Consider the following 13,977-nt stretch of genomic DNA (forward strand, 5'->3'; position numbering starts at 1 on the left):
CGTTTCGTCGGCTCGACGGCCGGGCGGGGTCACCGCGCGTACGCTGGTCCGAGTGACAGGGCAGATCGAGCTTCACGTGCTGGTGGACGACCCCGAGGACCCGCGCAGCCGCGAGGTCGGGCTGGACTTCCCACGGGAGTGGATCGAGTTCGTCGACCCGGCCGACGCGAAGCACGTCGTCCGCGCCGACCTGACCTGGCTGCTGTCCCGCTGGACGTGCATCTTCGGCAAGGGCTGCCACGGCATCATCGCCGGGCGGGCCGCCGACGGGTGCTGCTCGCACGGCGCGTTCTTCACCGACTCCGACGACGAGAAGCGCGTCCGGGCGGCGGTGAAGCGGCTGACGCCGGAGACGTGGCAGCACTTCCGGCGCGGGTTCAAGAACTGGACCGAGAACGACACCGTCGACGGCAAGACGCCGGCCCGGCGTACCGCCACCCGCGACGTGGACGCCCCGTGCGTGTTCCTCAACGACGCCGACTTCGCCGGTGGGGGCGGCTGCGCGCTGCACGCCCAGGCGCTGCGCGACGGGGTACACCCGCTGGAGTACAAGCCGGACGTCTGCTGGCAGTTGCCGGTACGCCGCGACCAGGAGTGGCACAAGCGGCCCGACAACACCAAGGTGCTGATCTCCACGCTGGCCGAGTTCGACAGGCGCGGCTGGGGCGCGGGCGGGCACGACCTCGACTGGTGGTGCACGTCCTCCACCGACGCGCACGTCGGCGCCGAGCCGATGTACGTCTCGTACGGGCCGGAGCTGACCGCGCTGATCGGCGCGCCCGCATACGCGAAGCTGGCCGAACTCTGCGCCGCCCGGCAGCGCCAGGGTCCGATCGCCCCGCACCCCGCAAGCGAGTGAAGGCCGGCACCCCGTTGGTTCGGGGTGCCGGCCTTCAGCTCTTGGTCTTAGAGCGACCGGCAATAGGTGTTACTTGAGGCGGCGGGTGGTGGGTCGGGTATCCCAGCGGTAGAGAGTCCGGGCACGGCGGATGAGTTGACGGATCGTGACGATGGCGGCGGCGAGGTACAGGTAGAAGTCGATGATCTGGCCGTCGCGGTCGGTGCAGCGGCGGATCTTGCCGAACCCGTTCATCCACGAGTTCGTCCGTTCCACCACCCAGCGCTTGCCGACCTGGACCGGGGCAGGCACACCCTTGCGGGCGATCTGCGGGTCGAACCCCAACTCGTCGAGCAGGTCCCGGCTCGGGCGGTTGTCGTAGGCGCGGTCCAGATGCGCGGTGACCTGGTCGGGCCAGTAGTGCCGCAGTTGGGTGCTGCAGGCGGTGAAGGTGTCACGTAGCAGCGGCGAGTCATGGCGGTTGGCGCTCGTGCCGGCCATCCCGAGCGGGATCCCGGCACCCTCCACACCGGTCGAGCGTTTCATCCCGCCCTTGCCACGATCGACCGGGGACCTGCCGGCCCGGTCACCGCCGCAGGGGGCTTTCGTGATCGCGCCGTCGACACTGACATCGGCCAGGTCCAGACCGATCATCCGGTCATAGGCATCCAAGGCCAGTTGGTGGACCTGCTCACCCAGCCCAGCCTCGGCCCACCGTCGCAGCCTGCGACGGATCGTGCGGTCCGAGCACCGATCCGACGCGACCCGCTCGTATCCAGACCCGTGCACCAGAGCCGCGATGACGTGCTCGAACACAACCCGGTCAGGGACCGGACGTCGGTGACAGCCCAGCGGATGCGCCGGATCGAACTCAGGCCGCGACGGCAACAACGCCTCGAACTGGACCCAGACGGGTTCGAACAACGATGATGGCAGGGCAGGCACGGGACCCCCGACGATCACTGAGCGTAGAGAACTCTGATGATCTACGGACCCGTGCCTGTCTTCTACCCCGGGGCGCCCTACTGTCCAGATCCCAACCTATTGCCGGTCGCTCTTACTTGTTCCAGTGCTGGGCGACGAGGTCGGCGGCCTGCTGCTCCCACTGGGCGTAGTGGTCGGGGTAGGCCGACACCTGGACGGTCTGGGCGGCCTTGGTCAGCGGCATGTCCTGCCAGCCGTCGACCTGCTTCAGACCCTTCAGGAACGCCGTCGTCGAGTACTCGGGGTCGGTGATCTGCTCCACCGTGCCCCAACCGGAGGAGGGGCGCTGCTGGAACAGGCCCTGCGAGTCGTGGTCGTTACGGTCACCCAGGTGGCCGAGGTTCTCCAGCTTCGACTCCTGCAACGCGGTGGCGATCGAGACGACCGCGGCACGCTCGTCCATGCCGGCCTTCTTCGTCGCCGCGATGATCGCCTTCACGTTCTTGGTCTGCTCGTCGTTCAACTCGATACGCGACTGCTCACCCTGCACACCGTGCGGGATCAGCTTGTCACCCTGCACCGTCACCGCAACCGGCTTGGTATGGGTGGTGGTGTCTGCGGCGTGGGCGGCGACCGGACCGGCGAACACGCCACCGGTGAAAGCCAGACCAGCAATACCCAGAACGCTCTTACGCAGAATCGTGTTCATCACAAGTGCTCCATTCGGGGGTCGACGCACCCGGGGGGATGCGTGGGCACCGTCAGGCGCTCAGAAAGTCTTCGGGGGATCCCGGCTGCTCGCGGGGCATGGGGTGCCTCTGCGCGGCGCCGGAAGCATGTCCAACGACCTCGGCCCCGGCATCATTCCCGGGCCGGCTCACGTCGCCGGAACCGTGTTCAACGACCAGCCCCCCGGGTCTGTTCCCACAGGCCTGCCGGCCTCTCAGGGGCGCGGCCGGTGCTCGGTCGTTCACCCGGTTACAACGCCACCCACCCGCCCACGATTCCGCGCTCAGAGTGCCGCCCACCACCCCCGAACCGAACACCCCCACCCACACGCCCCCGGACCCGGCACCACCGAGACACATGTCCGCATTTCAGGAACAGCCGTAGATCTTGGTACGAAAGTGCCCTCGTGGGGGCCGTTTCGTACCAAGATCTACGGATGGCTCGGGTCGCCGAGGCGGCGGAGGGCGCGTGGGGCGGGCTCGCGTGCACGGGCGGCACCACAGACCCCCGCCCCCAGGCAGTCGATCATGAGGTTAGCGGCGACAAACCGGACACCAAGCGCCGCCAAGTTCATGATCGACGCGACCGGGTAGGGCGCGTTGGACGGGGAGCGAAGCGGCCGCCGACGAGCCCCGCGATCTTGCAGTTTGCGCCCTCCGTGCGCCCCATTCGCGCGGTTTACGGGGCACCAAAGTGCAAGATCGGGGAAAAGGGGCTCGACGCGCGGCGGCGGAATCAGGGCTCGAACTTGTAGCCCAGGCCTCGGACCGTGACGATGTAGCGCGGGGCGGAGGGCTCCGGCTCGATCTTGGAGCGCAGCCGCTTCACGTGCACGTCGAGCGTCTTGGTGTCGCCCACGTAGTCGGCGCCCCAGACCCGGTCGATCAACTGACCCCGGGTGAGCACCCGCCCGGCGTTGCGCAGCAGCAGCTCCAGCAGCTCGAACTCCTTGAGCGGAAGCTGCACCCCGGCGCCGCCGACCGTCACCACGTGCCGTTCGATGTCCATCCGGACCGGGCCGGCGGCGAGCGTTGGCGCGCCCGTCTCGTTCGACTCGGCGCTCTGGCGGCGCAGCACCGCCCGGATGCGGGCGACCAGTTCACGCGGCGAGTACGGCTTGGTCACGTAGTCGTCGGCGCCGATCTCCAGCCCGACCACCTTGTCGATCTCGCTGTCCCGCGCGGTGACCATGATGATCGGCACGTGCGAGCGCTGGCGGAGCTGCCGGCAGACCTCGGTGCCGGACATCTCCGGCAGCATCAGGTCGAGCAGCACGATGTCGGCGCCGGTCCGGTCGAACTCGGTGAGGGCGGCGGGGCCCGTCGCGGCGACGGAGACCTCGAACCCCTCCTTGCGGAGCATGTAGGACAGGGCGTCGGAGAACGACTCCTCGTCCTCGACCACCAGTACGCGGCTCAACGGGTGTTTCCTTTCCTGTGGTCAGACCTGCCGGAGCTCGGCCGGGCCGGCCTCGATCCCAGCGGAGGCGAGTGTCGTCTCCAGGTCGTCCGGGGGGCGTGCGGGCAGCCGGAGAGTGAACGTCGACCCCCCACCAAGGGTGCTCGACACGTCCACCCGGCCGCCATGGTTGCTGGCGATGTGTTTGACGATGGCCAGGCCCAGGCCGGTGCCGCCGGTGGACCGGGAGCGAGCCTGGTCGGCCCGGTAGAAGCGCTCGAAGATCCGGTCGACCTCGTTCGGTGCGATACCGATGCCCTGGTCTGCCACGGCGATCTCGACGTGTTCGTCGGTGCCGGTGACAGTCACCCGTACCGTGGTGTCCTCGCCGGAGTAGTTGATCGCGTTCTCCACCAGGTTCGCCACAGCGGTGGCGAGTTGGCTGTCGCTGCCGTACACGGTCAGGCCCCGCTGCCCGCCGACGGCGATCTCCACCCGGCGCGCGGTAGCAGCGGTGCGGGTGCGGTCGACGACCTCGGCGAGCACCCAGTCCACCGAGACCGGCTCGGGCGCGGGCTGCGGTTCGGCGCCCTGGAGGCGGGTCAGTTCCAGCAGTTCCTGCACGAGGCGGCCGAGCCGGGTCGACTCGTGCTGGATCCGTTCGGCGAACCGCCGCGCGGCGACCAGGTCCTCGGACAGGTCGGGCGCGCCGTCGGCGGCCGGTTCGGTGGCGTCGACGAGCGCCTCGGCGAGCAGCTGCAGCGCGCCGATCGGCGTCTTCAGCTCGTGGCTGACGTTCGCGACGAAGTCCCGGCGTACCCGCGCGAGACGGTGCGACTCGGTGACGTCGACCGCCTCGATCGAGATGTAGCCGGAGCCCAGTCCCATCGCCCGCAGGTGCACGCCGAGCGGGTTGTCGCCGCCGCCGTCGCGACCCCGCGGCAGGTCCAGCTCTATCTCGCGCCGCACGCCCGTGCGGCGGACCTGCCCGGCGAGGGTACGGATCAACGGGTGCGCCGCGATCGACCCCGGCGCCGCCCCGGTACGGAGCAGACCCATCGCCCGGGCGGCCGGGTTCACCAGCACCGGCACGTCGTCCGGGCCGAGCACCACCACGCCCGCGCGCAGCGAGTCGATCGTCTTGCGGCCGAGCCCGGATAGGCCCCCCTGCGCTTCGTCCGGAATCGTCGCCCTCCCTGCGTCACGGCGGAGTGTCCCGCCGCCCCGCGACGCCCGGCGGCGCCGCCATTCGTCAACGGGTCCGGACAGCAGCGCCCCGGCGACCAGCCCGGTCACCAGCGCTCCGGCCACCACGACGGCCACCGCCCATTCCACCCGGCGATCGTAGGGTCATTGTTAACCCGGGTATCGGGCACAAAGGGACGAACCACTCTCGCCTTCGGCAAAGTTCACCTGCGGGCCCAGCGTCGTTCATCCGCGTTCACCCTGGTGCCGACCGTTCGGCCTAGCGTGGGGCGCGCACCTGCTCCTGCCGTACCCCTCGGGGGTGGCGGCCACCGACCCCAGGAAGTGACGATGCGCGACGAGTTCCGGGCCGACCTGCAGATTGTCAGCCAGTTGCTGGTGGACATGGCCGAGGCGGTACGCGCGGCCATGCGGCAGGCCACCAAGGCGCTGCTCACCGCCGACCGGACGGCCGCCGAGACGGTGATCGCGCGGGACGCCGAGATCGACGACCTCTACCGGCACGTGGAGGAGCGGGTCTGTGACCTGCTGGCCCGGCAGGCGCCGGTGGCCTCCGACCTGCGGGCGATGATCACCGCGTTGCACGTGGCAGCCGATCTGGAGCGGATGGGCGACCTGGCCGACCACGTGGCGAAGACGGCGCTGCGCCGGCACCCGTCCCCGGCGGTGCCGGCGGAGCTGCGGCCGGTCTTCACCGACATGGCCGGGATCGCCGACCGGATGGCCGAGAAGATCGGCTCGGTGCTGGCCAAGCCGGACGCGGACGTGGCCGCCGAACTGGACAGCGACGACGACGCGATGGACGACCTGCACAAGAGCCTGTTCGGCGTGCTGCTCGGCGACGACTGGCCGTACGGGGTGGAGACGGCGATCGACGCGACGCTGCTGGGCCGCTTCTACGAGCGTTTCGCCGACCACGCGGTGAACGCGGGCGAGCACGTGGTCTACCTGATCACCGGCTCGACGTCCGGCTGAGAACCGTGGGCGGGGCCGCCTCGGGGGAGGCCCCGCCCACGCCGTGTCAGCGGCCCTGGTTGGCGACCGCGGCGGCGGCGTCCTTGGCCGCCTCCGGGTCCAGGTACGTCCCGCCGAGCACCTGCGGACGCAGGTCGGCGTCCAGGTCGTAGCGCAGCGGGATGCCGGTGGGGATGTTCAGCTTGGCGATCGCCTCGTCGGAGATCTGGTCGAGGTGCTTGACCAGGGCACGCAGTGAGTTGCCGTGCGCGGCCACCAGCACCGTCCGGCCGGCCAGGATGTCCGGCACGATCGAGTCGTACCAGTAGGGCAGCATCCGCTCGACGACGTCCTTGAGGCACTCGGTGCGCGGCATCAGCTCGGTCGGCAGCAGCGCGTACCGGGGGTCGCCGACCTGCGACCACTCGTCCGCGTCGTCGATCGGCGGCGGCGGCGTGTCGTACGAGCGGCGCCAGAGCATGAACTGCTCCTCGCCGTACTCGTCGAGGGTCTGCTTCTTGTCCTTGCCCTGCAGGGCGCCGTAGTGGCGCTCGTTGAGCCGCCACGACCGGCGCACCGCGATCCAGTGCCGGTCGGCGGCGTTCAACGCCAGCTCGGCGGTGCGGATGGCTCGGCGCATCAGGCTCGTGTGCACCACGTCCGGCAGCAGGCCGTGCTCGCGCAGCAGCTCGCCGCCGCGCCGCGCCTCGGTCTCCCCCTTGGTGGTCAGGTCGACGTCGACCCAGCCGGTGAAGAGGTTCTTGGCGTTCCAGTCGCTCTCGCCGTGCCGCAGCAGGACCAGCGTCCCGACGGTGGGCCCCTCGCTCGCAGTCATGCCGATCATCCTGCCGTACGACGCGGGCGGACACGCGGCGACCTGTGGTGACGACCACCACGTGGAAAACCTGATGACCACGGCTCCGGCCCGGCACTAGGTTGTAAGGCGCATTAAAGAGGTCGGTCATTACCATTCGGGGGGCGTCGGGATGCGGACGGTACGGGGCTGGTTCCAGGACACAGCCGGTGGCCTGCCACGGACGTTCTGGTACCTCTGGGCCGGCACGCTGATCAACCGGCTCGGCTCGTTCGTCCTGATCTTCCTGGCCATCTACCTGACCCAGGAACGCGGCTTCTCCGCCGCCCAGGCCGGGCTGGTGATCGGCCTCTGGGGCGCCGGCGGCGCGGTCGGCACCACCATCGGCGGCACGCTGACCGACCGCTGGGGACGGCGGCCCACGCTGCTCGTCGCGCACGTCGGCGCGGCCGGCATGATGATCGCGCTCGGCTTCGCCCGCCCGCTCTGGGCGGTCGCGGTGGGCGCGCTGCTGCTCGGCGCGTTCGCCGAGGCGGCCCGCCCCGCCTTCGGCGCCATGATGGTCGACGTGGTGCCGGACAAGGACCGGCTGCGCGCCTTCTCGCTGAACTACTGGGCGATCAACCTCGGCTTCGCCTGCGCCGCCGTGCTCGCCGGCTTCGCCGCCCAGGGCAGCTACCTGCTGTTGTTCCTGGTGAACGCGACCACCACACTGGTGACCGCACTGATCATCTTCGCCAAGGTCGGCGAGACCCGCGGCCCGGTCACCGCACTCCCGGTCAAGGGGATGCCGGCACCGGCCGGGGCGCTGCGCACCATCCTCGCCGACCGGGTGTTCCTCGGCTTCGTCGCGCTCAACCTGCTCGCCGCGCTGGTGTTCCTCCAGCACATCTCGATGCTGCCGATCGCCATGGGCGACTCCGGGCTCAGCCCGGCCACGTACGGCTCGGTGATCGCACTGAACGGCGTGCTCATCGTGGTGGGCCAGTTGTTCGTACCCCGGCTGATCAAGGGCCGCAGCCGCTCGCACGTGCTGGCGCTCGCGTCGCTGGTGATGGGCGCCGGGTTCGGGCTCACCGCGCTCGCCGACACGGTCTGGCTCTACGGCCTGACCGTGCTGATCTGGACCCTCGGCGAGATGCTCAACTCGCCGTCCAACGCCACCCTGATCGCGGAGCTGTCCCCGGCCGCGCTGCGCGGCCGCTACCAGGGCGTCTTCTCGCTGTCCTGGCAGCTCGCCGGCGCCGCCGCGCCGATCCTCGGCGGCCTGGTCCGCGAGCACGCCGGCAACAGCGCGCTCTGGCTCGGCTGCGCGGGCATCGGCGTCGTGGCGGCGGTCGCCCACCTGATCTCCGGCCCGGCCCGGGAGCGCCGCGCTGTCGCGCTGCGCGCCGTGGGCACGCCCGTCACGCCGGTCACCGCCACCGCGTCCCCGGCGCCCGAGGCGGGCGAGGCCGCGGCCACCGCACCCGCCGCCCCGGTCCGGTCCGGTTCCTGAGTACGCCCCGACGCAGCCGCCCCGAGGCGGGTGGATACGGTACGGGAAGGAATCGGTAAGGAAACCTTCCTGGAGGACTGGTGCACGGCCTGCGGCGCTGGTGGGACGACACGGCCGGCGGACTACCGGCCACGTTCTGGTACCTCTGGTCCGGCCTGCTGATCAACCGGGCCGGCGCGTTCGCGCTGCTGTTCCTGTCGCTCTACCTGACCGCCGCGCGGGGTGCCCCGCCGTCGCTGGCCGGCCTGGTGGTCGGCGCGTACGGGATCGGCGGTGCGGCCGGCACGCTGCTCGGCGGCGTCCTGGCCGACAGGTGGGGCCGGCGGGCCACGCTACTCGCCGCCCACCTGGCCGCCGCCGTCCTGATGGCGGCGCTGGCGTTCAGCACGCACCTGGCGGCGATCGCCGTACTCGCCACGCTGGTCGGGGTGGCGCACTCGATGCCCAGCCCGGCGTTCGTGGCCGCCATCGTGGACGTGGTGCCCGAGGCGCGCCGCTCCCGCGCGTTCAACCTGCAGTTCTGGGCGTTCAACCTGGGCATGGCGGTGGCCTCGCTGCTGGCCGGCATCCTCGCCGAGGCGAGCTTCACGGCGCTGTTCCTGGTCGACGCCGGAGCCACGCTGGCGGCTGCGGTGGTGATCGCGCTGAAGGTGCCGGAGACGCTCACCCGGCGGCCCGCGTTCACGCCACGGGCGGTGGTGGGACGCCGTCCCGGGCTGCACACCGCGCTCACCGACCGCACGTTCCTGGTGTTCGTCGGGCTGACGTTCCTGCTGGCCGTGCTGACCATGCAGACCTCCACGATCATGCCGCTGGCGATGCGCGAGGACGGCCTGCGCCCGTCGGCGTACGGGCTGGTGGTGGCGCTCGGCGGGGCGCTCATCGTGGCCGGGCAGCTGTTCGTGCCCCGGCTCATCGAGCCGTACCGGAAGTCGAGCGTGCTGGCCGTCTCCACCGGCCTGATGGCGCTCGGGTTCGGCGCGCTGACGGTGGCCGACGGGCTGCCGCTCTACCTCGGCGCAGCGGTGGTCTGGACGGTCGGGCAGATGCTCGCCGCGCCGCCGAACGCACAGATCAACGCGTACCTCGCGCCGCCCGAGCTGCGCGCCCGCTACCAGTCGGTGTTCTACCTGACGTTCCCGGCCGCGTCGTTCGTGGCACCGGCGCTCGGCGGGCTCAGCCTGGAACACCTGGGCGAGCGGCACTGGCTGGTGGTGGGCACGCTCGGCCTGCTGGCCGCCGCCGGGCACCTGCTCGCCGGGCCGCGCCGGGAACGGCGGGTGGCCGCGCTGCGGGCGGCGGCCGCGGAACCGGTCAGGTCCGCCCACTGAGGGAAGGCAACGGCAGAGCGCCCACCCCGACCCCCGTCGAGATGGGCGCTCGTACCGTACGCCCGGCGGCGGCGGGCGACACTCACCCCCGTAAGCGTCGCCCGCTCGCGCCGCCGGTTCCACGGGTGGCACCGTCCCCCAACGGCGTGCTCCACCCGATCTTCGCGTCTCGCCTGCGCGGATCTGATCGATCCACCGCTCCCCCGAACGTAAACAAGCGTGACGCGGTGCAATAAAGTTAGTTCGCCCGGATTCCGGATTCAACCCAGAACGCTGTCTTGCCCGTCACAGCACCCGTGTCGGAAACCCGGCTGTCCGTGTCGTCGTCCCTGGAGTGGCAAACACGGCGTTCCCGTCGGCCATTCCCGTAAACCTCAGCCGTCCTCGCGATTCGGGTTCTCGGTCCGGAAGAAGTTGCTCTGCCGGCCGTCCCGCATCTGCTCCTGGTAGATCAGGTTCAGCCGCCGCAGGTCGAACGTGCGGAACCAGTCGTCCCAGGTGATCTCGCGGATTCGGCTGCTCTCCCGGTACCCGGGGATGTTGAACGTCAGCACCCCGGCCCGGCCCTCGCGCTCGGTGCCGGCGATGGTGGCGGGCTTCGCACCCCGCGCCCGCGCCCAGCGCTGGATCACCTCGTGGTTACGGGTGACCAGGCTCCGGCCCGGACGCTCCGGCCGGTCCGCGAGCGACGTGATGAGCTGCGACGACCCGATCGACCGGCTGGACGCCGGGCCCCGGGTCGGTGCCGCCTGGGCCCGGGCGGACGACGCCTTCCGAGCCGGCGCCGCCTTGGCGCGCGAAGGAGCAGCCTTCGCCCTCGACGGGGCCGCCTTCGCCCGAGCCGGAGCCGCCTTGGCCCGAGCCGGTATCGCCTTCGCCCGCGACGAGGTCGCCTTGGCGCGGGCGGGGGCCGCCTTGCGCGTACCCGTCGCCTTGGCCCTGGCGCCGGTGACGCGTGCGGCCGGCGCGGCCTTCGCCGGCGACGTGGCGCTCCGGCGGGCCGACGTGGTCCGCTTCGCCGCAGTGGTCTTCTTCGCGGCGGTGCTCTTGCGGGTCGCCGACGGCCGACCGGCCGGGCCGGTGCTCCGCCGGGCGGCGCCGCCCTCCCCGCGCATCGCCCGCGCCAGGGTCTTCACCAGTTCCGGCTTCCGCAGCGCGGAGATCCCGGAGACCCCGCGCCGCTTGAGCTGGCTGCGGAGGTCGTCCACCTTCATCCGGGAGATCGCCGACTCCGACACCCTCGGGGTGTTCGGCGTCTGATTGCCGGTTTGCCGCTTGGTCCGGGTCGCAGTCGTGCCGCGACCTGAGCTGTTGCGCTGAGCCATGGGACACGCTCCTCGACAGTCCGTCCTCGGCCCGCGGTGGGTCCCAGTGCTCCGCACCGCGCGGGGCGGCATACCCGTCAGGAGGGCTCCGAACCTCCGGCGGACGATCCGGCAGCGGCGGAAGGCTCGAAGAGGTGCGCGAACGCGGCCAGGTTCGCTGTCGACTCGCCGCGCTTGACCCGCCACTCCCACTCCCGGCGGATGGCGGTACCGAACCCGATCTCCAGCATGCTGTCGAACGACTCGTCCGCGTACGTCAGCACGGAACCGAGCAGCCGGTCCAGTTCGTCGGCGTCCACCCCGGCCAGGTTCACCCGCCCGGTCAGGTAGACGTCGCCGACCGCGTCGATGGAGAACGAGACGCCGTACATGCGGGCGTTGCGCTGGAGCAGCCACGCCCACAGCTCCTCGCGGCGCTCGTCCGGCTGACGCATCACGAACGCCTCGACCCGCAGCGCGTGCTCACCCACGATCAGGTTGCAGATCGTCTTGAGCTTGTGCGTGCCGGGCAGCGTCACCGCGTACGACGCCTCGCCGGTGGACTCCCACTCCAGCTCGCGCTCCGCGCAGACGGACTCGATCAGCGCGGCGACCTCACTCCTGCGGCTCATCGCACCCACTCTACGACCGGCGTACCGGGGCCGCCCGGTGGCCGGTGGAGATCACCAGGAGCACAGCGCGGCCGGTTCGCCGAGCCGCCGCGCCAGCCGGGCCCGGTGCTCGGTGATCGCCTCCCCGTAGACCGCGAGCAGGCCGGCGGCGGTGCGGTGCCAGGAGAAGTCCCGGGCGTGCCGCTCGGCGCCGCGGCCCAGCGCGGCACGGCGTACCGGATCGGGCAGCAGCCGGGCCAGCGCGCGGGCCCAGTCGACCGGGTCGTGCCCGTCGATGAGCATGCCGCTGACGCCGTCGCGTACCGCCGTCACCAGGCCGCCCACGGCGGCGGCCAGCACCGGCGTGCCGCACGCCTGGGCCTCCAGCGCGACCAGCCCGAACGACTCGTTGTGCGACGGCACCGCGACCAGGTCGGCGGCGCGGTAGAGGGCGGGCAGGTCCGCGCCGGTCTGCGGCGGGAGGAAACGCACCCGGTCGGCGATGCCGAGCGCGTGCGCCAACTCGATCAGGGCGGTGGGCCGGTCCAGGCCGCTGCCGCTGGGCCCGCCGCAGATCACCACGGTCAGCTCGTCGGCCAGCGCCGGATCCCGTTCACGCAGCGCGGCGGCGGCACGCACCAGCACGTCCGGCGCCTTCAGCGGCTGGATCCGGCCGACGAACGCGACCACGTACCCGTCGGTCGGCAGGCCGAGCCGGCGGCGCGCGGCCCGGGTCGCGGCGTCCCGGTCACCCGCGGCGGGACGGAACCGGTCCAGGTCGACGCCGGGTTCCACGATCGCCACCCGGTCCGGCTCGGCCGCGTACCGGTCGAGCAGGTCGCGGGCCTCGACCCGGGTGTTGGCGACCAGCCGGTCCGCCTCGGTGACCACCTGCTCCTCACCGATCACCCGGGCCTTCGGCTCGGGACGGTCCCCGGCGGCCAGGCGCGCGTTCTTGACCTTCGCCAGGGTGTGCGCGGTGTGCACCAGCGGTACGCCCCAGCGCTCCTTGGCCAGCCAGCCGACCTGGCCGGAGAGCCAGTAGTGCGAGTGGATCAGGTCGTAGTGGCCCGGCGGGCGGGCCGCCTCGGCCCGCAGCACCCCGGCGGTGAAGGCGCAGAGCTGACCAGGGAGTTCCTCCTTGGTCAGCCCCTCCAGTGGCCCGGCGGTCACGTGCCGGACGGACACCCCGGGCGCCACCTCGACCACCGGGGGCAGGTCACCGGCGGTGGCCCGGGTGAAGATCTCCACCTCGACGTCGGCCTCGGCCAGCCGCCGGGCCACCTCCAGGATGTAGACGTTCATGCCGCCCGCGTCACCGGTGCCGGGCTGGTGCAGCGGCGACGTGTGCACCGACAGGGTGGCGATACGGCGGGGCCGCGGCCACGGAAGGGCACCTCGCTGACGACCGACACCGGTGTGCAAATCCGCCACGTCCGCTCCCTCTGTCACGGTTGATGCCGTCCCGCACGACCGGCGCTTCTCGGTCAACCCGTGTGCCGGATGTCATCTTCCCCATCGGGGTACGGAAATGCTTTCCGCCGGGTCCCGGGCGTGACGGACCTCATCCCGCCGCAGGGCCCGGGGACGGGAGACAATGTCCGGATGACTTCAGTCGCCATCGTCACCGGGGCGTCCAGCGGGATCGGCGCGGCCACCGCCCGCCGGCTCGCCGCCGAGGGATTCCACGTGCTGGCCGCCGCCCGGCGTACCGACCGGCTGGCCGCGCTGGTCGCCCAGATCGAGGCGGCCGGCGGCGCGGCTACAGCGGTGGCCTGCGACGTGACCTCGGACGAGTCGGTGGCCGGCCTGGCCGCCGCCGCCGAGGCCGCCCCCGGGCCGGTCACGCTGCTGGTGAACAACGCGGGCGGCGCCCGCGGCCTGGACCCGGTCGAGACCGCCGACGTGGGCGACTGGCAATGGATGTACGACGTGAACGTGCTCGGCACGCTGCGCGTCACCAAGGCGCTGCTCCCGGCGCTGGAGCGCTCCGGCGCCGGCACCGTCGTCATCGTCAGCTCCACCGCCGGGCACGTGGTCTACGAGGGCGGCGGCGGCTACACGGCCGCCAAGCACGCGCAGACCGCGATCGCGGGCACGCTCCGGCTGGAACTGTGCGGCCGGCCGGTCCGGGTGATCGAGATCGACCCCGGCATGGTGAAGACCGAGGAGTTCGGCCTGGTCCGCTTCGGCGGTGACACCGACCGGGCCGAGGCGGTCTACGCCGGAGTCGCCGAACCGCTGGTGGCCGACGACGTCGCCGACTGCGTCGCCTGGTGCGCGACCCGCCCGCAGCACGTCAACATCGACCGGCTCGTGGTGCGCCCGCTGGCCCAGGCCGCGCAGCACAAGGTGCACCGGACGTCGTGA

At 71.8% G+C, this 13,977-nt stretch carries 13 protein-coding genes; 5 read left to right on the plus strand and 8 right to left on the minus strand.

All coding sequences use genetic code 11. The features are described from left to right. The first annotated feature begins 52 nt into the window (after nt 1-52). Nucleotides 53-859: a hypothetical protein gene (locus SM452_RS03350; protein WP_262013188.1), complete on the plus strand. Its 807-nt coding sequence runs from the start codon at nt 53-55 to the stop codon at nt 857-859. A gap of 69 nt (nt 860-928) precedes the next feature. On the opposite strand, the gene SM452_RS03355 is transcribed toward SM452_RS03350, so the two are convergent. The 4 genes from SM452_RS03355 to SM452_RS03370 all read right to left on the minus strand — a co-directional run bounded on the left by SM452_RS03355 (nt 929) and on the right by SM452_RS03370 (nt 5,224). Then, nucleotides 929-1,783, minus strand: a complete 855-nt coding sequence (locus SM452_RS03355; protein WP_463839271.1) for an IS5 family transposase — start codon at nt 1,781-1,783, stop codon at nt 929-931. A gap of 112 nt (nt 1,784-1,895) precedes the next feature. After that, nucleotides 1,896-2,471, minus strand: a complete 576-nt coding sequence (locus tag SM452_RS03360) for a hypothetical protein (protein WP_463839272.1) — start codon at nt 2,469-2,471, stop codon at nt 1,896-1,898. A 755-nt stretch (nt 2,472-3,226) separates the two neighbouring features. After that, on the minus strand, nt 3,227-3,910 hold the full coding sequence (locus tag SM452_RS03365; protein WP_030272198.1) for a response regulator transcription factor: 684 nt from the start codon (nt 3,908-3,910) through the stop codon (nt 3,227-3,229). Nucleotides 3,911-3,931: 21 nt separating this feature from the next. Beyond that, the gene (locus tag SM452_RS03370; RefSeq protein WP_463839273.1) at nt 3,932-5,224 is read right to left on the minus strand and encodes a sensor histidine kinase; all 1,293 of its coding nucleotides are present in this window, start codon (nt 5,222-5,224) and stop codon (nt 3,932-3,934) included. A 201-nt stretch (nt 5,225-5,425) separates the two neighbouring features. Here SM452_RS03370 and phoU point away from each other — a divergent pair, with 201 nt between their 5' ends. Next, entirely contained in the window at nt 5,426-6,070 is a 645-nt protein-coding gene (phoU, locus tag SM452_RS03375; RefSeq protein ID WP_262013191.1) for a phosphate signaling complex protein PhoU, read from the plus strand. A gap of 46 nt (nt 6,071-6,116) precedes the next feature. On the opposite strand, the gene SM452_RS03380 is transcribed toward phoU, so the two are convergent. Continuing rightward, nucleotides 6,117-6,884 carry a phosphoglyceromutase gene (locus SM452_RS03380; RefSeq protein WP_262013192.1) on the minus strand — a complete coding sequence of 256 codons (768 nt, stop codon included), beginning with the start codon at nt 6,882-6,884 and terminating at the stop codon, nt 6,117-6,119. Nucleotides 6,885-7,035: 151 nt separating this feature from the next. Between SM452_RS03380 and SM452_RS03385 the strand changes: the two genes are divergently transcribed. Further along, nucleotides 7,036-8,361 (plus strand): MDR family MFS transporter, encoded by a 1,326-nt coding sequence (locus SM452_RS03385; protein ID WP_355511537.1) that lies wholly within the window; start codon nt 7,036-7,038, stop codon nt 8,359-8,361. 80 nt (nt 8,362-8,441) lie between these two features. After that, nucleotides 8,442-9,692: an MFS transporter gene (locus tag SM452_RS03390; protein WP_355511535.1), complete on the plus strand. Its 1,251-nt coding sequence runs from the start codon at nt 8,442-8,444 to the stop codon at nt 9,690-9,692. Between the two features lie 374 nt (nt 9,693-10,066). Here the strand turns inward: SM452_RS03390 and SM452_RS03395 are convergent, their stop codons facing one another. The 3 genes from SM452_RS03395 to mshA all read right to left on the minus strand — a co-directional run bounded on the left by SM452_RS03395 (nt 10,067) and on the right by mshA (nt 13,041). Next, a complete protein-coding gene (locus SM452_RS03395) occupies nt 10,067-10,906 on the minus strand; it encodes a hypothetical protein (protein ID WP_463839274.1) in 840 nt (279 codons plus the stop codon). A gap of 188 nt (nt 10,907-11,094) precedes the next feature. Further along, on the minus strand, nt 11,095-11,628 hold the full coding sequence (locus SM452_RS03400; protein WP_318335835.1) for a type III secretion system chaperone family protein: 534 nt from the start codon (nt 11,626-11,628) through the stop codon (nt 11,095-11,097). A 51-nt stretch (nt 11,629-11,679) separates the two neighbouring features. After that, nucleotides 11,680-13,041: a D-inositol-3-phosphate glycosyltransferase gene (gene mshA, locus SM452_RS03405; protein WP_262013197.1), complete on the minus strand. Its 1,362-nt coding sequence runs from the start codon at nt 13,039-13,041 to the stop codon at nt 11,680-11,682. A 171-nt stretch (nt 13,042-13,212) separates the two neighbouring features. On the opposite strand from mshA, the gene SM452_RS03410 reads away from it, so the two are divergent. After that, nucleotides 13,213-13,977 carry an SDR family NAD(P)-dependent oxidoreductase gene (locus SM452_RS03410; RefSeq protein ID WP_262013198.1) on the plus strand — a complete coding sequence of 255 codons (765 nt, stop codon included), beginning with the start codon at nt 13,213-13,215 and terminating at the stop codon, nt 13,975-13,977.

The sequence above is a fragment of the Micromonospora sp. SYSU B005 genome (assembly GCF_055362685.1).

Excerpts from the sequence above, each read along its gene's own strand:
- SM452_RS03380 (WP_262013192.1), bottom strand. The coding sequence starts at position 6,884 with ATGACTGCGAGCGAGGGGCCCACCGTCGGGACGCTGGTCCTGCTGCGG.
- SM452_RS03395 (WP_463839274.1), bottom strand. The coding sequence starts at position 10,906 with ATGAAGGTGGACGACCTCCGCAGCCAGCTCAAGCGGCGCGGGGTCTCC.
- SM452_RS03400 (WP_318335835.1), bottom strand. The coding sequence starts at position 11,628 with ATGAGCCGCAGGAGTGAGGTCGCCGCGCTGATCGAGTCCGTCTGCGCG.
- SM452_RS03385 (WP_355511537.1), top strand. The coding sequence starts at position 7,036 with ATGCGGACGGTACGGGGCTGGTTCCAGGACACAGCCGGTGGCCTGCCA.
- phoU (WP_262013191.1), top strand. The coding sequence starts at position 5,426 with ATGCGCGACGAGTTCCGGGCCGACCTGCAGATTGTCAGCCAGTTGCTG.
- SM452_RS03410 (WP_262013198.1), top strand. The coding sequence starts at position 13,213 with ATGACTTCAGTCGCCATCGTCACCGGGGCGTCCAGCGGGATCGGCGCG.
- SM452_RS03360 (WP_463839272.1), bottom strand. The coding sequence starts at position 2,471 with ATGAACACGATTCTGCGTAAGAGCGTTCTGGGTATTGCTGGTCTGGCT.